20 protein-coding genes are annotated in these 24,757 nt (G+C 73.0%); 5 read left to right on the top strand and 15 right to left on the bottom strand.

From position 1 onward, the window contains the following. Positions 1 to 36 precede the first annotated feature (36 nt). Positions 37 to 726, bottom strand: coding sequence for a LuxR C-terminal-related transcriptional regulator (locus ACIRPK_RS12530; RefSeq protein WP_403036801.1), 690 nt, complete (start codon positions 724 to 726; stop codon positions 37 to 39). After that, positions 719 to 2,164: a PspC domain-containing protein gene (locus ACIRPK_RS12525; RefSeq protein ID WP_403036798.1), complete on the bottom strand. Its 1,446-nt coding sequence runs from the start codon at positions 2,162 to 2,164 to the stop codon at positions 719 to 721. The genes ACIRPK_RS12530 and ACIRPK_RS12525 overlap by 8 nt, the downstream gene beginning before the upstream one ends. A gap of 133 nt (positions 2,165 to 2,297) precedes the next feature. On the opposite strand from ACIRPK_RS12525, the gene ACIRPK_RS12520 reads away from it, so the two are divergent. Together ACIRPK_RS12520 and ACIRPK_RS12515 are read left to right on the top strand one after the other, a co-directional pair. After that, positions 2,298 to 3,764, top strand: a complete 1,467-nt coding sequence (locus ACIRPK_RS12520) for a PspC domain-containing protein (protein WP_403036795.1) — start codon at positions 2,298 to 2,300, stop codon at positions 3,762 to 3,764. Beyond that, positions 3,761 to 3,988: a hypothetical protein gene (locus ACIRPK_RS12515; protein ID WP_403036792.1), complete on the top strand. Its 228-nt coding sequence runs from the start codon at positions 3,761 to 3,763 to the stop codon at positions 3,986 to 3,988. Before ACIRPK_RS12520 ends, ACIRPK_RS12515 begins: the two co-directional genes overlap by 4 nt. 12 nt (positions 3,989 to 4,000) lie before the next feature. On the opposite strand, the gene ACIRPK_RS12510 is transcribed toward ACIRPK_RS12515, so the two are convergent. The 7 genes from ACIRPK_RS12510 to ACIRPK_RS12480 all read right to left on the bottom strand — a co-directional run bounded on the left by ACIRPK_RS12510 (position 4,001) and on the right by ACIRPK_RS12480 (position 15,305). Then, on the bottom strand, positions 4,001 to 5,041 hold the full coding sequence (locus tag ACIRPK_RS12510) for a Rieske 2Fe-2S domain-containing protein (RefSeq protein ID WP_403036790.1): 1,041 nt from the start codon (positions 5,039 to 5,041) through the stop codon (positions 4,001 to 4,003). Positions 5,042 to 5,204: 163 nt separating this feature from the next. After that, positions 5,205 to 6,800 carry a glutamine-hydrolyzing GMP synthase gene (guaA, locus tag ACIRPK_RS12505; protein WP_403036787.1) on the bottom strand — a complete coding sequence of 532 codons (1,596 nt, stop codon included), beginning with the start codon at positions 6,798 to 6,800 and terminating at the stop codon, positions 5,205 to 5,207. A gap of 743 nt (positions 6,801 to 7,543) precedes the next feature. Then, entirely contained in the window at positions 7,544 to 9,112 is a 1,569-nt protein-coding gene (locus ACIRPK_RS12500) for a hypothetical protein (protein WP_403036784.1), read from the bottom strand. Between the two features lie 60 nt (positions 9,113 to 9,172). Then, on the bottom strand, positions 9,173 to 10,939 hold the full coding sequence (locus ACIRPK_RS12495; RefSeq protein WP_403036782.1) for a GMC oxidoreductase: 1,767 nt from the start codon (positions 10,937 to 10,939) through the stop codon (positions 9,173 to 9,175). Between the two features lie 26 nt (positions 10,940 to 10,965). Continuing rightward, positions 10,966 to 12,585 (bottom strand): succinic semialdehyde dehydrogenase, encoded by a 1,620-nt coding sequence (locus ACIRPK_RS12490; protein WP_403036779.1) that lies wholly within the window; start codon positions 12,583 to 12,585, stop codon positions 10,966 to 10,968. A 71-nt stretch (positions 12,586 to 12,656) separates the two neighbouring features. Then, positions 12,657 to 14,225 (bottom strand): protein kinase, encoded by a 1,569-nt coding sequence (locus ACIRPK_RS12485; protein WP_403036777.1) that lies wholly within the window; start codon positions 14,223 to 14,225, stop codon positions 12,657 to 12,659. A 54-nt stretch (positions 14,226 to 14,279) separates the two neighbouring features. Next, positions 14,280 to 15,305: a hypothetical protein gene (locus tag ACIRPK_RS12480; protein WP_403036774.1), complete on the bottom strand. Its 1,026-nt coding sequence runs from the start codon at positions 15,303 to 15,305 to the stop codon at positions 14,280 to 14,282. Between the two features lie 50 nt (positions 15,306 to 15,355). On the opposite strand from ACIRPK_RS12480, the gene ACIRPK_RS12475 reads away from it, so the two are divergent. Further along, the gene (locus ACIRPK_RS12475) at positions 15,356 to 15,856 is read left to right on the top strand and encodes an SHOCT domain-containing protein (RefSeq protein WP_403036772.1); all 501 of its coding nucleotides are present in this window, start codon (positions 15,356 to 15,358) and stop codon (positions 15,854 to 15,856) included. Between the two features lies 1 nt (position 15,857). Here ACIRPK_RS12475 and ACIRPK_RS12470 read toward each other — a convergent pair whose 3' ends face one another. Continuing rightward, positions 15,858 to 17,441, bottom strand: coding sequence for a serine/threonine-protein kinase (locus tag ACIRPK_RS12470; protein WP_403036893.1), 1,584 nt, complete (start codon positions 17,439 to 17,441; stop codon positions 15,858 to 15,860). A 171-nt stretch (positions 17,442 to 17,612) separates the two neighbouring features. Between ACIRPK_RS12470 and ACIRPK_RS12465 the strand changes: the two genes are divergently transcribed. Beyond that, complete coding sequence (locus tag ACIRPK_RS12465; RefSeq protein WP_403036769.1) at positions 17,613 to 18,083, top strand: hypothetical protein; 471 nt, start codon at positions 17,613 to 17,615, stop codon at positions 18,081 to 18,083. A gap of 55 nt (positions 18,084 to 18,138) precedes the next feature. Here ACIRPK_RS12465 and ACIRPK_RS12460 read toward each other — a convergent pair whose 3' ends face one another. The 4 genes from ACIRPK_RS12460 to ACIRPK_RS12445 form a co-directional block, all read right to left on the bottom strand. Next, positions 18,139 to 19,263 carry a GuaB3 family IMP dehydrogenase-related protein gene (locus ACIRPK_RS12460; protein WP_403036767.1) on the bottom strand — a complete coding sequence of 375 codons (1,125 nt, stop codon included), beginning with the start codon at positions 19,261 to 19,263 and terminating at the stop codon, positions 18,139 to 18,141. A gap of 151 nt (positions 19,264 to 19,414) precedes the next feature. After that, complete coding sequence (guaB, locus tag ACIRPK_RS12455) at positions 19,415 to 20,917, bottom strand: IMP dehydrogenase (RefSeq protein ID WP_403036764.1); 1,503 nt, start codon at positions 20,915 to 20,917, stop codon at positions 19,415 to 19,417. Between the two features lie 252 nt (positions 20,918 to 21,169). Then, a complete protein-coding gene (locus ACIRPK_RS12450) occupies positions 21,170 to 21,799 on the bottom strand; it encodes a sigma-70 family RNA polymerase sigma factor (protein ID WP_403036761.1) in 630 nt (209 codons plus the stop codon). A 195-nt stretch (positions 21,800 to 21,994) separates the two neighbouring features. Next, complete coding sequence (locus tag ACIRPK_RS12445) at positions 21,995 to 22,606, bottom strand: response regulator transcription factor (RefSeq protein WP_014136228.1); 612 nt, start codon at positions 22,604 to 22,606, stop codon at positions 21,995 to 21,997. 534 nt (positions 22,607 to 23,140) lie between these two features. Here ACIRPK_RS12445 and ACIRPK_RS12440 point away from each other — a divergent pair. Next, entirely contained in the window at positions 23,141 to 23,467 is a 327-nt protein-coding gene (locus tag ACIRPK_RS12440) for a WhiB family transcriptional regulator (protein ID WP_057231235.1), read from the top strand. 49 nt (positions 23,468 to 23,516) lie between these two features. Here ACIRPK_RS12440 and ACIRPK_RS12435 read toward each other — a convergent pair whose 3' ends face one another. After that, positions 23,517 to 24,518: a LysR substrate-binding domain-containing protein gene (locus ACIRPK_RS12435; protein WP_403036757.1), complete on the bottom strand. Its 1,002-nt coding sequence runs from the start codon at positions 24,516 to 24,518 to the stop codon at positions 23,517 to 23,519. Positions 24,519 to 24,757 lie beyond the last annotated feature (239 nt).

The following is a 24,757-nucleotide window of genomic DNA, read 5'->3' as shown; positions in this document are numbered from 1 at the left end:
TGCCGGACACCGGCAGGCGGGCGGAGCGGCCGGGTGTCAGACCAGCCGGCGGGCCGTCGCCCAGCGGGTGAGCTCGTGACGGTTGCTCAGCTGGAGCTTGCGGAGCACCGCCGAGACGTGCGACTCCACCGTCTTCACCGAGATGAAGAGCTGCTTGGCGATCTCCTTGTACGCGTACCCGCGCGCGATCAGCCGGAGCACCTCGCGCTCGCGCTGGGTCAGGCGGTCCAGGTCCTCGTCGACCGGCGGGGTGTCGGTGGCGGCGAAGGCGTCCAGCACGAAGCCGGCCAGCCGGGGCGAGAACACCGCGTCGCCGTCCGAGATCCGGAAGATCGCGTTGACCAGGTCGGTGCCGGTGATGGTCTTGGTGACGTAGCCCCGGGCTCCGCCGCGAATCACGCCGATCACGTCCTCGGCGGCGTCGGAGACCGACAGCGCCAGGAACCGGACCCCCTTCGGGTCGGACATCAGCGGGGCGGAGCGGCGCAGCACCTCGACCCCGCCGCCGCCGGGCAGGTGGACGTCGAGCAGCACCACGTCCGGCCGGGTCTCGGCCACCACCTGGATCGCCGACTCGACGTCGTCGGCCTCCCCGACCACGTCGATGCCGGTGACCTCGGTACGGCCGATCTCGGCCCGCACCCCGGTCCTGAACATCCGGTGGTCGTCCACCAGGACGACCCTGGCCACCCGATCCGGCCCGGCCCCTGACACAGCGTCAGTCATCTGCTCTCTCCATCTCCAGCTCGACCTCGGTCCCGCCGTCCGGCGCGGGCCGCACCCTCGCGGTGCCGCCGTTGCGCTTCATCCGGCCGATGATCGACTCCCGTACGCCCATCCGGTCCTCCGGCACGCTGTCGGGGTCGAAGCCGGGCCCGTGGTCGCGGACGAACACCGACACCGTGCGCCCCTCCACCTCGGCGTAGACCTGGACCGGTCCCCCGCCACCGTACTTGGCGGCGTTGACCGTCGCCTCCCTCGCGGCCTGGATCTGGGCGGCGATCCGGTCGTCCATCGGGCAGTCGCCGACGCAGACCAGCTCGACGGCCACCCCGTGCAGGTCCTCCACCTCGGCCACCACCGAGCGGATCCGCTCGGCCAGGGTGTCCGGCGCGGCCTCGGCGGCGGCCTCCGGGCGGTACAGCCAGAGCCTCAACTCCCGTTCCTGGGCCCGGGCGAGCCGGAGCACCTCCTTGGCGTCGTCGGCGTTGCGCTGGATCAGGGTCAGGGTGTGCAGCACCGAGTCGTGCACGTGGGCGGCGATCTCGGCGCGCTCCTGCGCCCTGATCCGGGCGGTCCGCTCGGTGCCGAGGTCCTGCCACAGCCGCAGCGCGTACGGGCCGACCAGCACCAGCACCCCGGCCAGCACCGCGAGCGCGGCCTCGATCACCGCGGAGACCGTGGAGTCCCCACCCTGGATGATCAGGAAGCCGACGGTGCCCGCGACCACCAGCAGCACGCCGGCGCCGACCCTGGTGTACGCGGCCCGCCGCTTGGTGCCCTCCTCCAGACCGAACCAGCGCTGCCAGCGCGAGTCGTCGGCCTGCCGCCAGACCAGCGCGACGCCGACGCCGATGGTGAGCAGCGGCCAGACGTACGGCTTGGCGGTCTGGATGTGCAGGGCGCTGAGCAGCGCCATGATCCCGACCACCAGCAGCAGCAGCGCGAGCAGCTGGCCGAGCCCGCCCCGGGTCGGCCGGGCGTCCGTACCGAGCTCCCCGGCCACCGCCGTCTCGCCGTGGAAGGTGCGCTGCAGCAGCTCGCGCAGCCGGCCGACCCGGCGCGGCCGGCCCTTGCGCAGCTCGGCGCCGCCGACCACCGCGTCGGCAGGCACGAACCCGCCGTTGACGTACGCCCAGCGCGGCCCGCCGCCGGGCGCGGGCTGGCCGATGCCGATCGGCACCACGAACCAGAACGCCGCGTACAACAGCACCCCGATCCCCTGCGCGAAGAACAGCAGCACGAAGGCGACCCGGACCCAGGTGACCGGCAGGCCGAGGTGCAGCGACAGGCCGTGCGCCACGCCGCCGAGCATCCGCCCGTGCGGGCTCCGGTAGAGCCGGCGGTACGGCGGGGGCGCCACCCCGAGGTCGGCCGACGGTGCGTCAGGGACGCGCGGGCCGTCGGGTGCGAGGGGTCTGGGGTCGGTGCCGGGTGCTGCCACGCCACCGATGGTCACACGTCCGCCGCCCCCGGCGCATCAGGGTGACACCCCGATCCTTCTCAGGGAGAGATCAGGGTCCGTACCGGGCACCGGAAGGTTGGGCCCGAGCGGCCGGACCAGCAGGATGGAGGACATGACGGACGACCAGATCACCGCGCCGGGCCCGACGGGCTCATCGGCCGACCCGGAGCGGCAGCGCCCGCCGCTGACCCGCAGCGAACGCCACCGGGTGGTGGCCGGGGTGTGCGGCGGTCTCGGACGGCACCTGGACATCGACCCGGTGGTGTTCCGGGTGGTGATCGCGGTGCTCTGCCTCTCCGGCGGCCTCGGCCTGTTCCTGTACGGACTGGCCTGGCTGATCGTGCCGCGCGAGCCGGCCACCGACGGCCGGCCGGGCCGGACCGAGCTGCAGCGCGTGCTGACCGGCCGGGTGGACGGGCAGTCGATCGGCGCGGTGCTGCTGACCGTGATCGGCACCGGGGTGTTTTTCTCCTCGATGGGCGACGGCGGCCAGCTCTTCCCGATCCTGCTGCTCGGCGGCCTGATCCTGCTGGCCGTCCGGTACGACCCGGAACGCCGCCGCCGGAGCCGCTTCGGCCGGCGCTTCCACCACCCCCAGGACGGGCCGTACGACCGGCCGGTCGACGACGGCGGCCACCCGTACGGCCTCGGGGGCACCCCGGCCGACTGGCGCGAGCGGGCGGCCGAGCAGCACGCCAGGGAGCGGTCCGCGGGCACCGTGCCGGCCGACACCCCGCCCCCGGGGCCGTCCGGCTACCTCTGGGACCCTCGGCACCCGGAGCGCAACCCGTACGCCGGGCAGCTCCCCCAGCCGCCGTCGGCCCCGCAGGCCCCGCGTCCGCCGCACGAGGCGCTGCCGTGGTGGCAGCGCACCGACCTGCCGTCCGGCGACCCGCTGCGCAAGAGCGGCCCGGCCGGGCCGCTGCCGCCGACCGGGCCGGCGGCCACGGCGCGGTGCCGGAAGCGCCGGGAGCGGTCCCTGCTGGGCCCGACCGGGCTGCTGCTGGCCGGCGGGGCGGGCACGCTGACCTGGTGGCTGATGCGGAGTCAGGGCGAGCAGGTGCGGCTCTCCACCGTGCTGGCGGCCGCGCTGCTGGCGCTCGGAGTGGTGATCCTGTGCGGCGCCCGGTACGGCCGGGCCCGCGGACTGACCGTGCCCGCCCTGCTGCTGACCATCGCGCTGGCCGCGGTGTCCGGCTCGGACGTCACCCTGGCGGGGAGTTTCGGGGACCGGGTCTGGGCGCCCGCCTCGGTCGCCCAGGTGCAGTCCGAGTACCGGCTCGGCGCGGGTGACGCCACCTTCGACCTGACCGCGGTCGACCCTGCGGGCGGCACCGTCACCACGGCGGCCCGGCTCGGCGCCGGTGACCTCCGGGTGACCGTGCCCGGCGACGTGGACGTCCGGCTGACCCTGCACACGGCCCTGGGCGACGTCCGGGTCGCCGACCGCAGCCTGTCCTCGGGGGCGGGCAACAACCTGGAGTACCAGTTGCATCCGACCAACGGCCGGGCGTCCAGGGGGACGCTCGACCTCACCCTCACGCTCGGCCTCGGCGACCTGACGGTGGTGCAGGCATGAAGAAGCACCGGCTCGACGTCTACTCGCTGCTCACCGGCGCCCTGTTCACCGTGGTCGCGGTGGTCTACCTGGTCGCCTCGCTGAACGACCGCGCGGTGAACGCCCGGATCGTGCTGCCGGTCACCTTCATCGTGCTCGGCACGGCCGGGCTGGCCGGCGCGGTGACCGCGATGTCCCGGCGCGGCCGGCCGGCCGGGGAACCGCCGGCCGACTCCGCCGACTGAGCCGGCGGGACGTCAGGACTGCACCGCGCCCAGGTCCAGCTGGTCGCCGTTCCTGGTGACGGTGTACTTGGGCAGCGGCTTGGTCGCCGGTCCGTTGATCACCGCGCCGGTGGTGGCGTCGAACCTCGAACCGTGGCACGGGCAGTACATCTGGTTGTTCTTCGGGGCGTCCACGGCGCAGCCGGAGTGGGTGCAGACCGAGGAGAAGCCGCAGTACTGCCCCGCCTTCGGCTGCACGATGTAGACCGCGTCCCCGGAGGCCGGGTCCTTCACCTGGGCCGACCCGCCGACCGGGACGCTCGCGGCGGCGACCGACACCTTGGCGCCGCCGCTGGTGCCGGTGGTACCGCCGGCGCCCGGCGAGGCGGCGGGCGCGCTCGGCGTCGGGCCCGGCGCGGCGGTGGTCCTGGTGTCCCGGCCGAAGGTGGCGGTCAGCGAGCCGGCCAGCAGGCCGGCACCGCCCAGCGCGACGGCCGCGATGCCGCCGTCCACCAGGGCCCGGCGGCGGACCTGGTCCTCGGCCAGGCCGCGCCCGCGGTCCCGGCCGGCCCGCCGGGCCAGGTAGCCGTCCACCGACAGGTACGGGGTGCCCGCCAGCACCAGCGGCAGCCAGGCCATCAGGTAGACCAGGTCGTTGCCGAGGTAGTACGGCTCGACGTTCCAGCTGACGGTCAGCCAGAGGCTGAGGCTGATCAGCGCACCGCCGGTGGCCGCGATCCGGCCCCAGAGGCCGAATAGGGTGCCCAGGCCGACCGCCAGCTCGCCGAAGGCGATCGCCAGCGCGAACGGCGTGGGGTGGTCCAGAGCCGGTCCGAGCGCCCAGCCGATCGGGCTGAGCGGCTTGACGGCGGTGGTCTGCGAGACGAAGGAGGCCGCGTCACCGGCCCCGGCCAGGTAGTGCGAGTCCGAGAGCTTGTCGAAGGCGGCGTAGACGAAGGTCAGCCCGAGGAACAGCCGGAGCGGCAGCAGTGCGTACCGGGCGCCCAGCTCCCGCCGCTGCGCCGCCCGTTCGGCTCTTCCCGACTGTTCCGGCCCACCATGCCCCACCGCCATGTGCCGACACCCTTCGCTCACGGCCCGTCAACTGCTGACAGGTCCGGTCCGATTCTGCCCGTTGCACCGCCGTTTCGGTGGCACGGCCCCGCGCATTGAACGGCCGCGCCGCCACCCCCTTCGGTACGGGGGCGGCGGCGCGGCCGTTCGGTGCGCGGGAGGACTACTCCCACTCGATGGTGCCCGGGGGCTTGCTGGTGACGTCCAGCACCACCCGGTTGACGTCCTTGACCTCGTTGGTGATCCGGGTCGAGATCTTCGCCAGCGCCTCGTACGGCAGGCGGGACCAGTCGGCCGTCATGGCGTCCTCGGAGGAGACCGGACGGAGCACGATCGGGTGACCGTAGGTGCGGCCGTCGCCCTGCACACCGACCGAGCGCACGTCGGCCAGCAGGACCACCGGGCACTGCCAGATCTCACGGTCCAGGCCGGCCAGGGTGAGCTCCTCGCGGGCGATCGCGTCGGCCTCGCGGAGCAGGTCGAGCCGCTCCTTGGTGACCTCGCCGACGATCCGGATGCCCAGGCCGGGGCCGGGGAACGGCTGGCGCTGGACGATCTCCTCCGGCAGGCCGAGCTCCTGGCCGACCATCCGGACCTCGTCCTTGAACAGCTTGCGCAGCGGCTCGATCAGCTTGAACTGCAGGTCCTCGGGCAGCCCGCCGACGTTGTGGTGCGACTTGATGTTGGCGGTGCCGGTGCCGCCACCGGACTCCACCACGTCCGGGTACAGGGTGCCCTGGACCAGGAACTCGACCTCTTCGCCGTGCTCGCCGGCCTCGGCCACGATCTCGGCCTGGGCCTGCTCGAAGACCCGGATGAACTCCCGGCCGATGATCTTGCGCTTCTCCTCGGGGTCGGTGACCCCGGCCAGCGCGGTCAGGAAGCGCTCCTGGGCGTCGACCACCTTGAGCTGGATGCCGGTGGCGGCGACGAAGTCCTTCTCGACCTGCTCGGTCTCGCCCTTGCGCATCAGACCGTGGTCCACGTAGACGCAGGTGAGCTGCGAACCGATGGCCCGCTGCACCAGCGCGGCCGCGACCGCGGAGTCCACGCCGCCGGAGAGGCCGCAGATGGCGCGCTTGGAGCCGACCTGCTCGCGGATCAGCGCGACCTGCTCGTCCACCACGTTGACGGTGGTCCAGTTCGGCGCGATCCCGGCACCCCGGTAGAGGAAGTGCTCCAGGATCTGCTGGCCGTGCGTGGAGTGCAGCACCTCGGGGTGGTACTGGACGCCGTACAGCTTCTTCTCGTCGTTCTCGAAGGCGGCGACCGGGACCACGTCGGTGGACGCGGTGACGGTGAAGCCCTCGGGGGCGGCCGAGCAGGCGTCGCCGTGCGACATCCAGACCGACTGCTCGGCCGGGGTGCCCTCGAACAGGGTCGAGCCGGACTTGCTGACGTGCAGTTCGGTGCGGCCGTACTCACGGGCACCGGAGTTGTCGACGGTGCCGCCGAGCGTGATGGCCATCAGCTGGAAGCCGTAGCACATGCCGAAGACCGGGACCCCGGCCTCGAAGATCGCGCGGTCCAGGCGGGGCGCGCCGTCCTCGTAGACCGAGGAGGGGCCACCGGACAGGATGATCGCCTTCGGGTTCTTGGCGAGCATCTCGGCCACCGGCATGGTGCTCGGGACGATCTCGCTGTAGACCCGGGCCTCACGCACCCGACGGGCGATGAGCTGGGCGTACTGGGCGCCGAAGTCGACCACCAGCACGGTGTCGAGCTCGGCAGCGGACTGGTCGGGAGTAGCAGAGGACACGGACGGCCTTCCGGCAGCGGTGTGGGGGTGTCACTGCCGATTCTACCGGCCGCCGCACCGGCCCTGTTTCACCCGCATGCCCGCACCGCCCGGCGTGACCGGCGCCGCGCAGGATCGTTGCTCCTGACGACCGCACCTTCCGGGTCGCGCCTGCCAGGCGCGGAGCCGGCCGGGCGGTCGAAACCCGACCCATGCGCGTGGATCTCTCAGTCCACCGGCGCGCGTGGCGCGCCGCTCCCCTGTCGGGGACGGCTCGCCGTGGGACCGTGCGCGGGTGGTGTGACCGGATCGGCAGGGGACAGCCGCCCGGGCACGACTGAAACCAGTGAAAGAGGTACGGCGGCCGACGTCCGGGACGCCGGGCTCCGGCCGCCGTACCTCCGGAGCTCCCGACCCGTCCCAACAAGCCACTACTACGGAGCGTAGTCGACCTTCCGGCCCGACTCGCCCGCATCCGAACCGTCGGGCAGGGTACGCCGGTCCGACCGAGTACGAGACGGACTGTACCGAACTGCGTCGAACCGGTTGCAGACCCGGGGCTCCGTCCAGCACGATGCTGGGTGCGGGGTTGACCTGTCGTCAGCCTGAACATCACGCTCCGTTAAGGACCGCCCCGCACCCGGACCATCCTTCCGGACGGCGCTCATCCCCCGGCGCCGTCACCGCAGCACCGGCGCCGCCCTGACGCCGTGTGCTGAACGACAAAGGGCCCCGTTCCCCCGCGGGGCCCTTTGCCCGTCCGGCTACCGGTCCGACGCGTGCGAGTCCAGCACCTCACCGGCGAACGGCAGGTGCGGGGGCTGCCGCGGCACCTCGACGGGCGCGGCCGTGGGTCTGGGCGGCACCACCACCGGGCCGGGACCGGCCCCCTGACCGGGTGTCACCGGGGCGGCGGCCGGCCGGCCGCGCCGCCGGCCGAGCAGCGCCGGCAGCACGAACGCGCCCAGCACCGTCCAGCACAGCTGGGCCAGCAGGACCGAGCCCAGGGTCAGCCCGAGCGTGGTCCGCGAGGTCAGCTCGGCCAGCTCCCGGGCTTCGGAGCCCAGTTCCCGCCCGGGCGGCCCCGGCAGCCGGAAGGAGCTCTGCTGGACCATCCCGCCGACCGCCGTCAGCAGACTCGCCCCGGCCCAGTACAGGCCCGCCGCCCGCACCCGTCCGGCCAGGTCGAACCGGCGCACCGTCCAGCCGAGCAGCGCGGCCCCGGCCAGCGCGAGCAGCACCGTCCACCGCCAGTGTCCGCTCTGCCCGCCCAGGTCGAAGAGGGAGAAGCCGTCGTTCTCGGCGGTCCGCAGGTCGTACCCCGCCATCCCGCTGCGTTCGGTCCGGAAGCCCGCCGTCGCGCCGGAGCCGAACCCGAGCAGGGCCAGCCCCGCGTTGGGCAGCACGGCCAGGCCGACCAGCGTCACCTCCAGCGGCAGCCGGGCCCCGGCCAGCAGCAGTGCCACCAGGGCCGCCGCGCCCACCGACCCCAGCAGCGCGCGGCCCGCCGCCGCGCCGCTCGCCGCCCAACCGCCCGCCAGCCGACGCCAGTTGTCCGCGCCGTACACCGCGGCGGCCGTCAGCCCGGCCAGCAGCGCGGTGCCGAGCACGGCCCAGCCGGTGCCCGCCGAGACCACCACGTGGTCGGCGTAGCCGTACGAGAACAGCCACCCGAGCAGGCCGGCCCCGGCTTCGGTCCCCGCCCCCGTGCCGGACGGCCGGCCCGGGCTGTCGTCGGCCCCGGCGAGCAGCCCGAGCAGGGCGATGGCCAGGACGGCCAGCAGCACCGGGCGCGCGGCCCGGGCGAACAGCTCGCGCCCGGTCTGCCCGGGGGCCAGGCGCCGCCGGTCCGCCCGGAGGCCGAGGCCGAACGCCAGCACCCAGAGCAGCGTCACCGTCATCGGCAGTACCTGGACCCGGCTGACCAGCTCCGGGGCGAAGCTGCCGCCACCGATCTGCGAGCCGGTGGTGACCGGGCCGCCGAAGGCGGCCGGCACGACGGCGAGTCCGACCCCGAAGCGGGTGCCGAAACCGGTGCTCACCCCGCTGTCCAGGCCGAACGCCAGCAACAGCGCGGCCACCAGGAGCAGCGCGGTCGGGCCGGCCACCACCCGCAGGGCCGGGCGCCAGTCGGCCTCGACGAACCAGCGCAGCACGGCCGGCCGGCGCGACGGTTCGACCACCACCCCGGCGCCCCAACTGCCTTGCTGCGACGGGGCGGTGAGGCCACCGCCGCCGAACTCGACCTCGCCGATCGCGAACGAACGCCCGCACGCCGCGCAGCGCGGTGCCCCCGCGGCCGAGGCCGCGCCGCACCCCTCACAGACCGTCATTCGTCCCCCCTCGTCAGGGGCCGTTTATCCCACCGCCCCTGATCGGGTGTCAACCAGCCGTCAAGCCTGCCGCTTCGGCACCTTCGGCACCGGGATCAGCAGCTCGCCGAAGGCCCCCTTCGGGACGGCCGGGGCGTGCGGGGCGACCGCCGGAACCCGCCGGTACTCCTCGCCCTGCGCGGGCCGGGTGTCCGCGTCACCCTTGTTCGGCCACATCGACATCGCCCGCTCGGCCTGCGCGGTGATGGTGAGCGAGGGGTTGACCCCGAGGTTGGCGGAGATCGCCGAACCGTCCACCACACTGATCCCGGGGTGACCGAAGAGCCGGTGGTACGGGTCGACCACGCCGTGCTCGGGGCTGTCGCCGATCGGGCAGCCGCCGAGGAAGTGGGCGGTCATCGGGATGTCGAAGATCTCGCCGACCGTGCTGCCGGCGAAGCCGTTGATCGACTCGGCCAGCGCCCGGGCACCCGCCTCGGCGGCCGGGATGTACGTCGGGTTCGGTGCGCCGTGCCCCTGCCGGGAGGTCAGCTTGCCCTTGCCGAGGCCGGACTTCTTCAGCGAGACGGTGATCGAGTTGTCCAGCGACTGCATCACCAGGCCGATGATGGTCTTCTCCGACCAGCGGTGCTGGTTCATCGACCGGGCGAAGATCACCGGGTGGGTGGCCGCCGTGACGGCGTACCGCAGCCAGCGCGGCCCGCGCCCGACCCCGGGGACCTGCTGCACGCTGAGCGCGCCCATCGCGTTGGAGCCCCGGCCGTACCGGACCGGCTCGATGTGGGTGTTCTCGTCCGGGTGGATCGAGGAGGTGATCGCCACGCCCTTGGTGAAGTCGACCCGCTCGCCGTACCGCCGGTCGGTGGTGGAAGCCCCCACCAGCGCCTCCGAGTTGGTCCGGGTCAGCTCGCCCAGCCGGGCCGAGATGCCCGGCAGGTGGCCGGTGTCGCGCATCCGGTGCAGCAGCGTCTGGGTGCCGTAGGTGCCGGCCGCGACCACCACCTTGGCGGCGGTGACGGTCCGGGCGCCCGCCTTCTCCCGGTCCTTGGAGCGGGAGTCGGTGCGCCGGACGTCGACCGCGAAGCCGCCCTCGATCTCGCGCAGCCGGGCGACCGTGGTGAGCGGGTGGATCTCGGCGCCGTTCCGCTCGGCCAGGTAGAGGTAGTTCTCGGTCAGGGTGTTCTTCGCCCCGTGCCGGCAGCCGGTCATGCACTCGCCGCACTCGATGCAGGACTTCCGCTTCGGCCCGGCACCGCCGAAGTACGGGTCCTCGACCTCGGCGCCCGGCGCCACCCTGGCCTCGCCGTCGGCGTCCCGGCCGTCGCCGAAGAAGACCCCGACCGGGGCCAGGTGGAAGGTGTCGCCGACGCCCATCGTCTCGGCGGCGGCCTTGAGGTGGACGTCGGAGGGGGTGACGGTCGGGTTGGTGCGCACCCCGAGCATCCGCTGGGCCTGGTCGTAGAACGGGCCCAACTCCTCCTGCCAGTCGGTGATGTGCTTCCACTGCCGGTCCTCGAAGAACGGCTTCGGCGGGACGTAGAGGGTGTTCGCGTAGTTCAGCGAACCGCCGCCGACCCCGGCCCCGCCCAGCACCAGCACGTTGGCCAGCAGGTGGATCCGCTGGATGCCGTACAGGCCGAGGGCGGGGGCCCAGAGGTAGTTCCTGGTGTCCCAGGAGTTCTTCGGCAGTTCGTCCCGGCCGAACCGCCGGCCGGCCTCCAGCACCGCGACCCGGTAGCCCTTCTCGGTCAGCCGCAGCGCCGCCACCGACCCACCGAAACCCGAGCCGACCACGACCACGTCGTAGTCGAAAGCGTCCTGCGTCATGAGCTGCAACTCCTAGAGGGCTGGCACTACTTGAACCGCAGGACCTTGAGCGCCTTCAGGCTGGTGGTGAACATCGCGGCGAACTTCTCGTCGTCCAGGCCGAGCGAGGGGGCGATCGGCAGCATCCGCTGGGTGGCGATGGTCTGCGCCTCGGTGTAGCGCAGGATGCCGTCCGAGCCGTGCCGGCGGCCGAGCCCGGAGTCGCCCATGCCGCCCATCGGCGCGGCCACCGAGCCGTAGGCGGCGGCGTACGCCTCGTTCACGTTGACGGTGCCGGTGTGCAGCCGGGCCGCGATCGCCCGGCCGCGCCGGGCGTCCTTCGTCCAGACGCTCGAATTCAGGCCGTACGTGGTCGAGTTGGCCGCCTCGACCGCCTCGTCCTCGGTGTCGAAGCGGTAGACCGAGACCACCGGGCCGAAGGTCTCCTCGCCACAGACCGCCATACCGGGGGTGACCCCGTCCAGGATGGTCGGCTCGAAGAACAGCGGGCCGAGGTCGGGGCGGGCCTGACCGCCCGCCAGCACGGTGGCGCCGGCCTTGACGGCCTCCTCGACGTGCCGGGTGACGGTCTCCAACTGCCGGTCGGAGACCAGCGATCCCATGTCCGCGCCGTAGGCCAGGCCGCCGCCGAGCCGCAGCGCGCTGGTCCGCTCGGCGAACCGGCGGAGGAACTCCTCGGCCACCGAGCGGTGCACGTAGAGCCGCTCGATCGAGATGCAGAGCTGCCCGGCGGAGGAGAAGCAGGCCCGGACGGCGCCTTCGGCGGCCTTGTCCAGGTCGGCGTCGGCGAGCACCAAAAGGGCGTTCTTCCCGCCGAGTTCGAGCGAGGCGCCGATCAGCCGGGCGGCCGCCCGCTGGGCCACCTCGCGGCCGGTCCGGGTGGAGCCGGTGAACGAGACGTAGTCGGCGTGCTCGACCACGGCCGGGCCGATGACCGGGCCGTCGCCGATCACGATCTGCCAGAGGTCGGCGGGCAGCCCGGCCTCGATCAGCAGCTCGCGGGCCCAGAGCGCGGTCAGCGCGGTCTGCGTGTCCGGCTTGTTGACCACCGCGTTGCCGGCCACGAAGGCGGGCAGCGCGTCGCCGACCGAGAGCTCCAACGGGTAGTTCCACGGCGAGATCTGGCCGATCACGCCCTTCGGGCGGCGGGCCTCGACAGTGTGCGTGAGCACCGGCATGGCACCGCCGCGCCGGCGGTCGCGCAGGTAGGACGGGGCCTTGCGGCCGTAGTGCCGGGCGGCCAGCGCGGCGCCGAGCACCTCCTCGAAGGCGTGCAGCCTGGCCTTGCCGGTCTCGGCCTGGATCAGGTCCAGCACCTCGTCCTGCCGCTTCAGCAGCAGGTCGTGGAAGCGCAGCAGCACCCCGGCCCGGCGCCGGACCGGCAGCGCGGCCCACGCCTTCTGGGCCCGCCGGGCCAGCTGGTACGCCACCTCGACGTCGGCCGGGGTGGACTGCGGCAGGGTGGCCAGCCGCTCGCCGGTGAGCGGGGCGGTGGTGTGCACCAGCTCGGGCTCCCCGGTCGCGGTGACGCCCTGGGCGAGCCGGGCGACCAGCGCCGCCGGAACCGCCGAGGCGACCGTCCGGGCCGCGCCCGGGGCGGCGGGGTTGCGTCCGGTGGTCTGTCCGACTGCCGTGATGTCCGTCATGGGGCGCAGCCTAGGCGCTCGGGGCCCCGAACGGTACCCGTCGGTAACAGGAAACTATCTGTGGCAGATCTTTATCGGGTCGGGACGAACTCGTTCAACACCGTGGTCAGGATCCGCTGTCCGGCGACCCAGTCCTTGTCGACGTCCGGGGTGGCCACCAGCAGGGTGTACGAGGTGCCCTTGGCGTCCCGGAACTCCACGTCCTTGACGTGTCGTCGGCTGCCGTCCTTGGTGTAGGTGAACTCCCAGACGGCGCCCACCGACCCGTTCACGTCCACCTTGGTCAGCTCGATCTGCCGGTAGTCCTTGCTCACCTTGCTGACCGACTGCTCCATCTCCCGGAAGTGCGCGATCGGCTCCAGCGACTGACCGACCGCCACCGCGAACTGCAGGTAGCGCTGCCGGTTCGTCACCGGGTCCGGCGAGTAGTAGATCTGGTTGTTCTCCGCCGAACGCTCCCACCGGCCGCCCTCGGTCGGCAGCAGGAAGCGGAACCCGGCCGGGTCGTCCACCCAGCGGTAGCCCTTCGGCGCGACCGCCGGCACCGAGGCGCCCGGCGTCGGCGGAACCTGCTCCTGCGCCGCCGCACCGCCCTTGGTCCCGCTGGTCAGTGCGTACGTGACGCCCCCGGCCAGCACCGCCGTGGCCAGCCCGGCCACCAGCACCCGGGGCCAGAACCGACGGCGGGTCAGCCGCTCGGTCGGCGGCTCCGGCGCGGCCACCTGCTCGGCCGGCTCCGACCGGTCCACCACCGGGACGGACTGGGTCGGCTCCACCTGCGGCCGGACCGCCGGTGCGGCCTTGATCTCCACGGTGTGACCGGCCGTCACCTCCGCCAGCATCCGCAGCGCCTGGTCCGCGCCCGGCCGGTCGGCCGGGTCCTTGGCCATCAGGGCCGCCAGCACCGGGCCGAGCGCGCCCGCCCGGCGCGGCTCCGGCAGCGGGTCGCCGACCACGGCGGCCAGCGTGGTGATCGGCGAGCTGCGCCGGAACGGCGAGGTCCCCTCGACCGCCGCGTACAGCGTCGCGCCCAGCCCCCACAGGTCCGAGGCGGGGCCGGGCCGCTCGCCCTGGGCCCGCTCCGGCGCCAGGTAGTCCGGCGAGCCGACCAGGTCCCCCGGCCTGGTCAGTTCGGCCGAGCCCTCGAAGGTGGCGATCCCGAAGTCCAGCAGCACCACCCGGCCGGTGTGGTGCTCCAGCAGGACGTTGGCGGGCTTCACGTCGCGGTGCAGCACGCCGAGTTGGTGCCCCCGGTGCAGCGCGGCCAGCACCTGGGTGCCGACCTCGGCCGCCTCCCGGGGCGTCAGGGTGCCGTCCTGGCTGATCACATCGGCCAGCGAGCGGCCGTCGATCAGCTCCATCACGATCCACGGCCGGCCGTCCTGCTCCAGCACGTCGTGGATGGTGATCACGCCGGGGTGCTTGATCCGGGCGGCCGCCCTGGCCTCGCGCTTCATCCGGGACTGGAGGATCTCCAACTCCTCCTCCGGCAGGTGGCTGACCGTCAGTTCCTTGACCGCCACCTCGCGGTCGAGCAGCTCGTCCCTGGCCTGCCAGACGGTCCCCATCCCGCCCCGGCCGAGCCGCTCGCCCAGCGCGTATCTGCCGGCCAACAGCCGCTGCCCGTCCCCTGCGTCCACAGTGGCTGCTCCCCCGTACCAGGCGTTCGATTCACGTTCCCTGCACAGGTTAGATCAGCCGCCGAACGCGACCACCGCCGCCAGGGCTGCTGCCAGCAGCACCAGCACTCCACCCACCAGCAGCGGGCCGAGCAGCAGCGGGGGGACCCGCCGTCCGGACCGTCCCCCGGTCACCACCGGGACCTTCGCCCGCGGCCTGCGCACCATCGGGCCGCGCGGCCGGACCACCGGCAGCAGGGGTGTCACCCGCTCGAACGGCTCCGGCGCCCCGGCCAGGAAACCGGCCAGCCAGGACCGCAGCTGTCCCAGCGTCAGCCCCCCGGCCAACAGGCCCTCCACCACCGGGCGGAGCGGCCCGCAGCCGTCCGCCGGAGCCGCCCGCCCGTCCCGGACCGCCGCCAGCAGCTCGCCCAACTCCCGCTCCGGGTACGGTGCGTGGCCGGTCAACAGCCGGTACATCAGCACCCCGAGCGCCCAACCGTCACCGGCCGCCCCGCCGACCGGCGCCCAGCGTTCGGCCCGCACCCCGAGCAGCACCGCCCTGGCCTCGTACACCCGTCGCGCCACCGGGCCGCCCAGCGCGCCGCAGAAGCCCTCCTCCGCGGCCCCGGCCAGCAGCCCGCCGAGCAGCGCCGCCCCGTCCTCGCCGATCAGCACCGAATCCGCCGAGACGTTCCCGTGCACCAGACCGGCCCGGTGCAGCGCGCCCAGCGCGCCCGCCAGGTCCGCCGCCAACTCCGCCACCCGGTACGGCGGCCAGGGCCGCTCGGTCAGCTCCGCCAGCGGCACCCCGGCCGGCAGTTCCTCCGCCACCCAGAGCCGCCGCCCCTCGACGAAGGCCCCGAAGCCGCGCAGCAGCCGGGGGTGCACCGGCACCGTCGCCAGCCCTGCCGCCAGCCGCTCGGCCAGCCCCGTCCACGGCTCGGCGTCCCAGTCCTCCTCGTTCAACAGCTCCGGCAGGTCGAGCGCCGCCAGCCGGGTCAGCTCACCGCTGTGCAGCTCCACCGCCCGCACCGCAGCACCGATCGGACGGTCCGTCACCCGGTACCGCCCGCCCACCACCTGCCCCGGGGCCAGCATGCGTCGTCCCTCCCTAGGGGTGCCACAGTACGCGGGCTACCCTCGAAAGCATGGACTGGACCGATCTGATCGACGTGGCCTTCGGCGCCCTGGGCAGCGACAACAACAAGAGCTCAGCCCTGCACTCGGTGCAGCAGGCCGCTCTGCCCGGTGAACTGCCCGTCGCCGCCACGGCCGGCCGGCACCCCGACCACTTCCGCAAGGGTGCGCTGGTCCTCACCACGCACCGCCTGCTCTTCCTGAAGGACGGCAAGCCCCCGCTCCCGGTTCCGCTGGAGGGCGTCACCGACGTGACCGTCACCAGGAGCCGGTTGAACGGGGAGATCCTCCAGGTGGTCGCCCTCACCGGCGCCCAGCGCTTCGAGGACGTGAGCAAGGCCGAGTTCTTCGCCGAGCAGCTCCGCGGCACCGCCCGGGCCGCCCGCGACCGCCACCACGCCCCGGCCCCCGACCTGCTGGACAGCCTGGAGCGGCTGGCCGCCCTGCGCACCGCAGGGGCGCTCACCGACGCGGAGTTCGCGCTGGCCAAGGCCAAGCTGCTGGCGGACTGAGCTAGCCGGCCGGCTGGAAGCTGTCGAAGGACACCTGCCGGGCCTGCACCGGATCGGCGGCCGACCAGGTCGCGTCCGGGGTGGTCCAGTAGATCGCGTAGCCGTACTTGCCGGTCACGAAGCCCCGGTCCAGGGAGTGCTGGCGGGTACCGCTCTGCCCGTCGAACGTCCACTCCCAGTCGGCCGCGTTGGTCCACGAGCGGTAGGTGAGGCCCTGGGTGCCCAGGCTCTTGTAGCCGGGGAATTTGGCGTTCCGATCGCTCGCCTGCCACTCCTTCAGCGCGCTCGCCTTCGGACGGTCGGTCCACTCCACGATCAGCGTGCTGCCGTTGCCCCGGAAGGTGTGCTGGGCGCCGTCGATGCCGGCGTCCTTGAGCCAGTCAGGCACCTTGATGCTGAAGCCCTGCGGGCTGCGCACCTCCCGATAGCCCGCCGGCTGACCCGGCGTCGGCAGCGGAGGCGCGGCCGGGGTCGGCGCGGCGGCGGACGGAGCCGTGGACACCCCCGGGGAGGCCGCCGCCGGAGCGGCCGCCGCCCCACCGGACGCGGCCGGGCCGCTCGCCACGGCGGGCGTCTTCGCCGTGTCCGCCGAGCCGCCGCCCTTCTTCTTCCACGGCTGCCACATCAGCGCACCGGCCACCAGCACCGCGACCACCAACACCGCCGCCACCGCCAGCAGGGTCCGCCGGGACGGTGCCGGCTTCGGTATCGCCGCCACCTCGGTGGTGGACTCCGCCCGGACCGTCCCCTCGGCCACCACCCGGCGCAGCACCACCCGGGCCGCCGCCGCGTCCACCCGGAGCGCCGGGTCCTTCTCCAACAGCCCCTCGATCAGCGGCGTCAACAGCCGCCCGGCGCACACCGGCGGGGCCAGCGGCTCGGTCATCACCGCCGTCAGGGTGGCCAGCGCGGAGCCCCGGTCGTACGGGGGCCGGCCCTCGACCATCGCGTACAGCGTGCCGCCCAGCGACCACAGGTCGGCCGGCGGTCCGGGCTTCTGGCCCCGGGCCCGCTCAGGCGAGATGTAGGAGGGCGCGCCGACCAGCATGCCGGTGGAGGTGACCGAGGTGTCGCCCTCCACGCTGGCGATGCCGAAGTCGGTCAGCACCACCCGGCCGTCGTCGCCGATCAGCACGTTGGACGGCTTCACGTCCCGGTGCAGGATGCCCAACTCGTGGGCCTCGCCCAGCACTCCGAGCACCTCAAGGGCGATCTCGGCGGCCCGCACCGGCGGCAGCGGGCCGTCCTCCTTGATCACCTCGGCCAGCGAGCGGCCGCCGACCAGCTCCATCACGATCCACGGCCGGTCGTCCTCCTCGACCACGTCGAAGACCGTCACCGCCGCCGTGTGCCTGATCCGGGCGGTCGCCTTGGCCTCGCGCAGGGTCCGGACCACCAGGCGGTGCCGGTCCTGCTCGTCGACGCCGTCGTGCATCCGCAGTTCCTTGACCGCGACCGTCCGGCCGAGCATCTCGTCCTCGGCCCGCCAGACGGTGCCCATGCCACCGCGCCCGAGCACTCCGGTCAGCCGGTAACGCCCGCCCAACAGACGTCCGCCGGTCTCGGTCATCGCCACGTCCCCCATAGTGCGGTCGGCCAAGCCCCCATCATGTCGTGTCACCCCGACCGCGCGTCAGCCGCCCCCGGGCAGAACGGAGTTCGTACTCGACCCGTGATCGAAAATGGCTGTTCCCGGTCACTTCCGCACTGCTAGCGTTCGCCGTCGTTCACTTCTTCTCCCCACGGGACACCCATCATGAGCACCAACCTGCCCAACGCCGACCTGCCCGCCCCGCCGGCCACCCCGGCGCCCGCCCCGGCCGCCCCGCAGGCGGCGGGCGTCGCCCTCGTCGCCGCCCTCGGTGCCGCGATCGTCGCCGGGCTGGCGTACGGCTTCGTCGCCAAGGCGATCGAGCGCGAGATCGGCTGGGCCGTGATCGGCATCGCCGCCGCCGTCACCTTCACCCTCGGCAGGCTCGGCGGCCGGAACCCGGTGCTGCCGGTGGCCGGCGCGGTGCTCAGCGTCCTCGGCCTGTTCTTCGGCCAGCTCTTCACGATGGCGCTGTTCGGCCACCAGGAGGTCGGCCTCTCCGTCACCGAGCTGCTGACCAGTCGGCTGGACCTCACCTTCGACGTGTGGAAGGACGGCCGCGACATCATCGACGTGCTGTTCTACGCCTTCGCGGTGTACTTCGGCTACACCTACACCACCAAGTTCGCCAAGTGACGCGACGCCGAAGGCCCCCGCTCGTCGAGCGGGGGCCTTCGGCGTCGACGCACCGTCAGCGGTGCTGCGCGGGGTTGACCGTCACCTCGACGCGCTGGAACTCCTTGAGCTCCGAGTAGCCGGTGGTGGCCATCGCCCGGCGCAGCGCGCCGAACAGGTTCATGGTGCCGTCGGGGGTGTGCGACGGGCCGGTGAGGATCTCCGCCGTGGTGCCCACGGTGCCGAGGTCCACCCGCTTCCCGCGCGGCAGCTCCTCGTGCACGGCCTCCATGCCCCAGTGGAAGCCCTTGCCGGGCGCGTCGGTGCCCCGGGCCAGTGCGGCACCGATCATCACCGCGTCGGCGCCGCAGGCGATCGCCTTGGCCAGGTCGCCGCTGTAGCCGACCCCGCCGTCCGCGATCACGTGCACGTACCGGCCGCCGGACTCGTCCATGTAGTCCCGGCGCGCGGCCGCGACGTCGGCCACCGCGGTGGCCATCGGGACCTGGATGCCCAGCACGTTCCGGGTGGTGTGCGCGGCGCCGCCGCCGAAGCCGACCAGCACACCGGCGGCGCCGGTCCGCATCAGGTGCAGCGCGGCGGTGTAGGTGGCGCAGCCACCGACGATCACCGGGACGTCCAGCTCGTAGATGAACTGCTTCAGGTTCAGCGGCTCGGCCGCGCCCGAGACGTGCTCGGCGGAGACCGTGGTGCCGCGGATCACGAAGACGTCCACGCCCGCGTCGACCACGGCCTTGGAGAACTCGGCGGTGCGCTGCGGCGAGAGCGCGGCGGCGGTGACCACACCGGAGTCACGCACCTCGTTGATCCGCTGCTTGATCAGCTCGGGGTCGATCGGCGCGGCGTAGATCTCCTGCAGCCGACGGGTGGCCTGGGCTTCGTCCGAGATGGTGGCGATCTCGTCCAGCAGCGGCTGCGGGTCCTCGTAACGGGTCCACAGACCCTCCAGGTTGAGCACCCCGAGCCCGCCCAGCTGGCCGATCGCGATGGCCTGCGCGGGCGAGACCACGCTGTCCATCGGCGCCGCCAGGAACGGCAGCTCGAACCGGTAGGCGTCGATCTGCCACGCGATCGAGACCTCCTTCGGGTCGCGGGTACGGCGGCTGGGGACGACGGCGATGTCGTCGAAGGAATACGCCCGGCGGCCGCGCTTGCCTCGCCCGATCTCGATCTCAGTCACTTCGAGCCCTTCCTGCTGCTTGCTGGTCGCCCCAAGTATCCCGCACTCGGCCACGTGGCCCTCGCCACGACCGCACCATGGACACCCGAAACGGCAGGGCACCACCTGCGGAAGTGCCGCGGGTGGTGCCCTGCCGTGGTGATCCGAAGGCTCAGCGCCCGTGGTAGTTCGGCGCCTCGACCGTCATCTGGATGTCGTGCGGGTGGCTCTCCTTGAGCCCCGCCGAGGTGATCCGGACGAACCGGCCCTTGGACTCCATCTCGGCGACGGTGGCCGCGCCGACGTAGCCCATGGTCTGCCGCAGACCGCCGACCAGCTGGAACAGCACCGTGGAGAGCGGGCCGCGGTAGGGGACCTGGCCCTCGATGCCCTCGGCGATCAGCTTCTCGTCCGAGGAGACCTCGGCCTGGAAGTAGCGGTCCTTGGAGTACGAGCGGCCCTGGCCGCGGGACTGCATCGCGCCCAGCGAACCCATGCCCCGGTAGGACTTGAACTGCTTGCCGTTGATGAACAGCAGCTCGCCCGGCGACTCCTCGCAGCCCGCCAGCAGCGAACCGAGCATCACCGTGTCGGCACCGGCGGCCAGCGCCTTGCCGATGTCGCCCGAGTACTGCAGGCCGCCGTCACCGATCACCGGCACACCGGCCGCCTGGCAGGCCACCGCGGCCTCGTAGATCGCCGTCACCTGCGGGACGCCGATGCCGGCCACCACCCGGGTGGTGCAGATCGAGCCCGGGCCGACGCCGACCTTCACGCCGTCCACGCCGGCGTCGATCAGCGCCTGGGCGCCGTCCCGGGTGGCCACGTTGCCGCCGACCACGTCGACCGCGACGGCCGACTTGATCTTGGAGATCCAGGACAGCGCGTTGTGGCTGTGGCCGTGCGAGGTGTCCACCACCAGGAAGTCCACCCCGGCGGCGACCAGGGCCTGGGCCCGGTCGAAGGCCTCGGCGGAGGCGCCGACGGCGGCACCGACCAGCAGGCGGCCCTCGGCGTCCTTGGCGGCGTTCGGGTACTTCTCGGCCTTGACGAAGTCCTTGACCGTGATCAGGCCCTTGATCCGGCCCTCGTCGTCGACCAGCGGGAGCTTCTCGATCTTGTGACGGCGGAGCAGCGCCATCGCGTCCTCACCGGAGATGCCGACCTTGCCGGTGATCAGCGGCATCGGGGTCATGATCTCGCGGACCTTGCGGTGCCGGTCTGACTCGAAGGCCATGTCGCGGTTGGTGACGATGCCGAGCAGCTTGCCCGCCTCGTCCGCGATCGGCACCCCGGAGATCCGGAACTTGGCACAGAGCGCGTCCGCCTCGCCGAGCGTGGTCTCCGGGCCGACCGTGATCGGGTCGGTCACCATGCCGGACTCGGAACGCTTGACCAGGTCGACCTGGTTGGCCTGGTCCTCGACCGACAGGTTGCGGTGCAGCACGCCGACGCCGCCCTGCCGGGCCATCGCGATCGCCATCCGGGCCTCGGTCACCTTGTCCATCGCGGCCGAGAGCAGCGGGATGTTCACGCGGACGTTGCGGGAGACCCGGGAGGAGGTGTCGACCTGGTTCGGGAGCACCTCGGAGGCACCGGGCAGCAGCAGGACATCGTCGTAGGTCAGTCCGAGCATCGCGAACTTCTCGGGTACGCCTGCGGCGTTGTAGGACATGAGTGGGGACCTTCCGTGGCGGCCGTCGATCTGATGCCGCGCCCGGTGAGGGTGCCGGGCACGCTGCTCTCGAACCGGCACCAGCTAAGACCGCCAAGACACCCGGGCCCTGGAGGAACCTCCAACGGAACCCCGCGCGCACCCGCGAAACTTTGGCGACCTGCCCAGGCGCCGATACCCCATGGTACTGGCATCCCGAATGCCGAACTCGCGCCCCCTTGACAACGCCGCCGGGCCCGGAACCCTTCCAGGTCAGGAAGGTTCCTCGGTCAGCTCGGCCAGCGCGCGGAGCCGGCTGAGCGCCCGGTGCTGGGCCACCCGGACCGCGCCCGGCGACATCCCGAGCACCTCCCCGGTCTCCTCCGCCGACAGCCCGGCGGCCACCCGGAGCAGCACCAGCTCGCGCTGACGGGCCGGCAGATTGGAGAGCAGCTCCTTGGCCCAGGCCGCGTCACTGCTCAGCAGCGCCCGCTCCTCGGGGCCGAGCGCGTCGTCCGGCAGCTCCGGCAGGTCGTCCGGCGGGATCGCGGTCGAACCGGGCCCGCGCATCGCGGCCCGCTGCAGGTCGGCCACCTTGTGCGCGGCGATCCCGTAGACGAACGCCTCGAACGGACGCCCCTCGTCCTTGTACCGGGGCAGCGCGCAGAGCACGGCCACACAGACTTCCTGGGCCACGTCGTCCACGTGGTGCCTGGCGCCGCCGGGCAGCCTGACCAGCCGACCCCGGCAGTAACGCAGGGCCAGCGGGTGGACGTACGCCAGCAGGGCCTCGACGGCCGGGCCCTCGCCCGCCACCGCCGCCGCGACCAGGGAGCTCAGCTCGACCGAGCCCACCCCTGCCGAGGGCGAACCGCCGACTCGGGGAGGATCGTCGTCGCGCATCGGTCCATGGTGCCTGGTCGGAGCGGAAAACATGGCACCGCGTCCGGAGTTGTGCATCGGAACGTTATGCGCCTCCCCCACCGCCGCCTCCGCCCGCTGGTCCCCGAGGTGCTCCACTACTCCATGGTGCAGCCTCGGGACCGTAACGTCATACGTCTGAGCGAGCACAAGTGCCGCCGGGCCGATGAGGACCGGTCAGCGGACCAGGCCCCAGCGGAAACCGAGCGCCACCGCGTGCGCGCGGTCCGAGGCGCCGAGCTTCTTGAACAGCCGCCTGGCGTGCGTCTTCACGGTGTCCTCGGAGAGGAACAGCTCGCGCCCGATCTCGGCGTTGCTCCGGCCGTGGCTCATCCCTTCGAGCACCTGGATCTCACGCGCCGTCAGAGTCGGTGCGGCGCCCATGTCGGGGCTGCGCAGCCGGCGCGGGGCGAGCCGCCAGGTCGGGTCGGCCAGGGCCTGGGTGACGGTGGCCCGCAGCTCGGCGCGCGAGGCGTCCTTGTGCAGGTAGCCCCGGGCCCCGGCGGCGACCGCGAGCGCGACCCCGTCCAGGTCCTCGGCCACCGTGAGCATGATGATCCGGGCCCCCGGGTCGGCCGAGAGCAGCCGACGGACCGTCTCCACCCCACCCAGGCCGGGCATCCGGACATCCATCAGGACGAGATCGGAGCGGTCGGCCACCCAACGGCGGAGGACCTCCTCACCGTTCGTCGCCGTGGTCACCCGGTCGACACCGGGGACCGTCGCCACCGCGCGGCGAAGCGCCTCCCGGGCGAGGGGGGAATCGTCGCAGACGAGTACGGATGTCATGACCGTCCTCCGCAGCTGATCCGCGTCACGTTGAGCCTCCTGGCTGGTACGAATCTCTCCGACACGGCCGAACGACGGAGGACTCCGGTCGGACCGACGGTCTCCCGCGATCGTTCCCGACGTCCAGCGCCTGCTAACCGCCTCCGCACTTCCAACGACCGTCACTCGAATGAGTTACGGCTTTCAGGGCCATCTCCACCACTGTACGTGGCCGACCCGTTACCGATCAGCCGCATCGCGGTGCACACGCCGCGCATTTGTGCTGATCACACGCATGCCGCGCACCACCAGCGCCCTCGGGGACAGGCTCACGCCCCCGGCGCCACCCGAATGCCACGCCGGTACCTGCAAACGTCATGCCCCGTTTGTCCGGTTTTATAGCTTCTGTGCGGTCATTGACTGTTGTGTACCTCTGTGAGTGACTTGTCCCAGTGGTTGCCGTAAGTCATATTTCCAGGTGTCCATACCGGCTCCGAGCAGCCTCGCCGCGCAGACCGAGACTCCTCCAGCAGTCCATGAAGGGATACAAGAGCCATGGCAGACTTCTCCCGCCTCCCCGGCCCCAACGCAGACCTCTGGGACTGGCAGCTCTCCGCCGCCTGCCGCGGTGTGGACAGTTCGCTCTTCTTCCACCCGGAGGGCGAGCGCGGGGCCGCGCGCAGTTCGCGCGAGGCAAGCGCCAAGGAGGTCTGCATGCGCTGCCCGGTCCGGACCGAGTGCGCGGCGCACGCGCTGGCGGTCCGCGAGCCGTACGGCGTGTGGGGCGGCCTCACCGAGGACGAGCGCGAGGAACTGATGGGCCGTTCGCGCAACCGGCTGGTCGAGGTTCCGCTCACCCTGCCGGCCACGATCAGGCGCTGATCCCGCGTCAGGTAGTGCAGAAACGTTTCATCATCGAACCCCGCCCCGACTACCGGTCGGCGGCCGCCCCGGCGAGCTGGTCCAGCATCAGCGCCACGGCCGGGACCTCCGCCAGATCCGGCAGGGTCAGCGCGACCACCTGCCGCACCGCCGGGGCTCCCGAGGCGGCCCGCACCGGTACCGCGGCCACCCCCGAGTGCCGCACCGCCTCCAGCGCGAGGCCCGGCAGCACCGCCACCCCGAGCCCGGCCGCCACCAGCCCGACCACCGCCGGGTAGTCGTCGGTGGCGAAGTCGATCCGCGGCTCGAAGCCCGCCCCCGCGCACAGCTCCACCAGGTGCCCCCGACACTGCGGACAGCCCGCGATCCACTGCTCGGCCGCCAGCTCCGCCAGGTCCACCGGCCTGCTCTCGTCCCTGGCCGCCAACGGGTGGCCGATCGGGAGCAGGCCGATCAGCGGGTCGTCCAGCAGTGGCCGGACCACCAGGTCCGACCAGTCGTTCGCGGCCAGACTGGCGGCCGCCTCCAGGGTCGCCTCGGCCCGCGCCTCCCGGGCGGTGGTGTACGGGGCGGGCAGGGCGGCCCCGCCGTGCGAGTCCGGGTACCGGAACGCCAGCGCCACCTCGCACTCGCCGCCCCGCAGCATCGCCAGCGACTCCGGCGGCTCCGCCTCCACCAGCGACACGCGCACCCCCGGACGGGCGCCCCGCAGACGGGCCACCGCCGGCGGCACCAGGGTGGAACTCGCGGTCGGGAACGACACCAACCGCACCCGTCCGGCCCGCAGTCCCGCGATCGCGGCCACCTCCTCCTCGGCGGCCGACAGGCCGGAGAGGATCCCGTTCGCGTGCTTCAACAGCACCTGGCCCGCCTCGGTCAGCTGCATTCCCTTGCCCGACCGGGCCACCAACGGGGTCGCCACCGACTTCTCCAGCGCCTTCATCTGCTGGCTCACCGCGGGCTGCGTGCAGCCCAGCTCCCGGGCGGCGGCGGAGAACGAACCGCTGCGGGCGACGGCGCGCAGGACACGGAGATGACGGGCCTCGATCATGCCTCAGTTATAAGCGATGCTTTGAGCGAATGGCCAACCACCTCAGGGGCTCGGGGAACTGCGACGTCGGCCTCCAAAGCGTGATCGCCGCGTGCAGGGTCAGGCACTTTCGCCTGAACCCGCACCTATCGCAGACCTCAGCCACGCCCGGGGTTGACCGCTCCCGCACTGTGCTCCCGTCCCGGGGTGGGCGTCGCAGTTCCCCGAGCCCCTGGCTGCCGCAGCGTGTGCCGCCGGCG

Source organism: Kitasatospora sp. NPDC101801, assembly GCF_044766665.1.
Classification (GTDB): Bacteria; Actinomycetota; Actinomycetes; order Streptomycetales; family Streptomycetaceae; genus Kitasatospora.
This window is presented reverse-complemented; position numbering and strand designations above follow the sequence as displayed.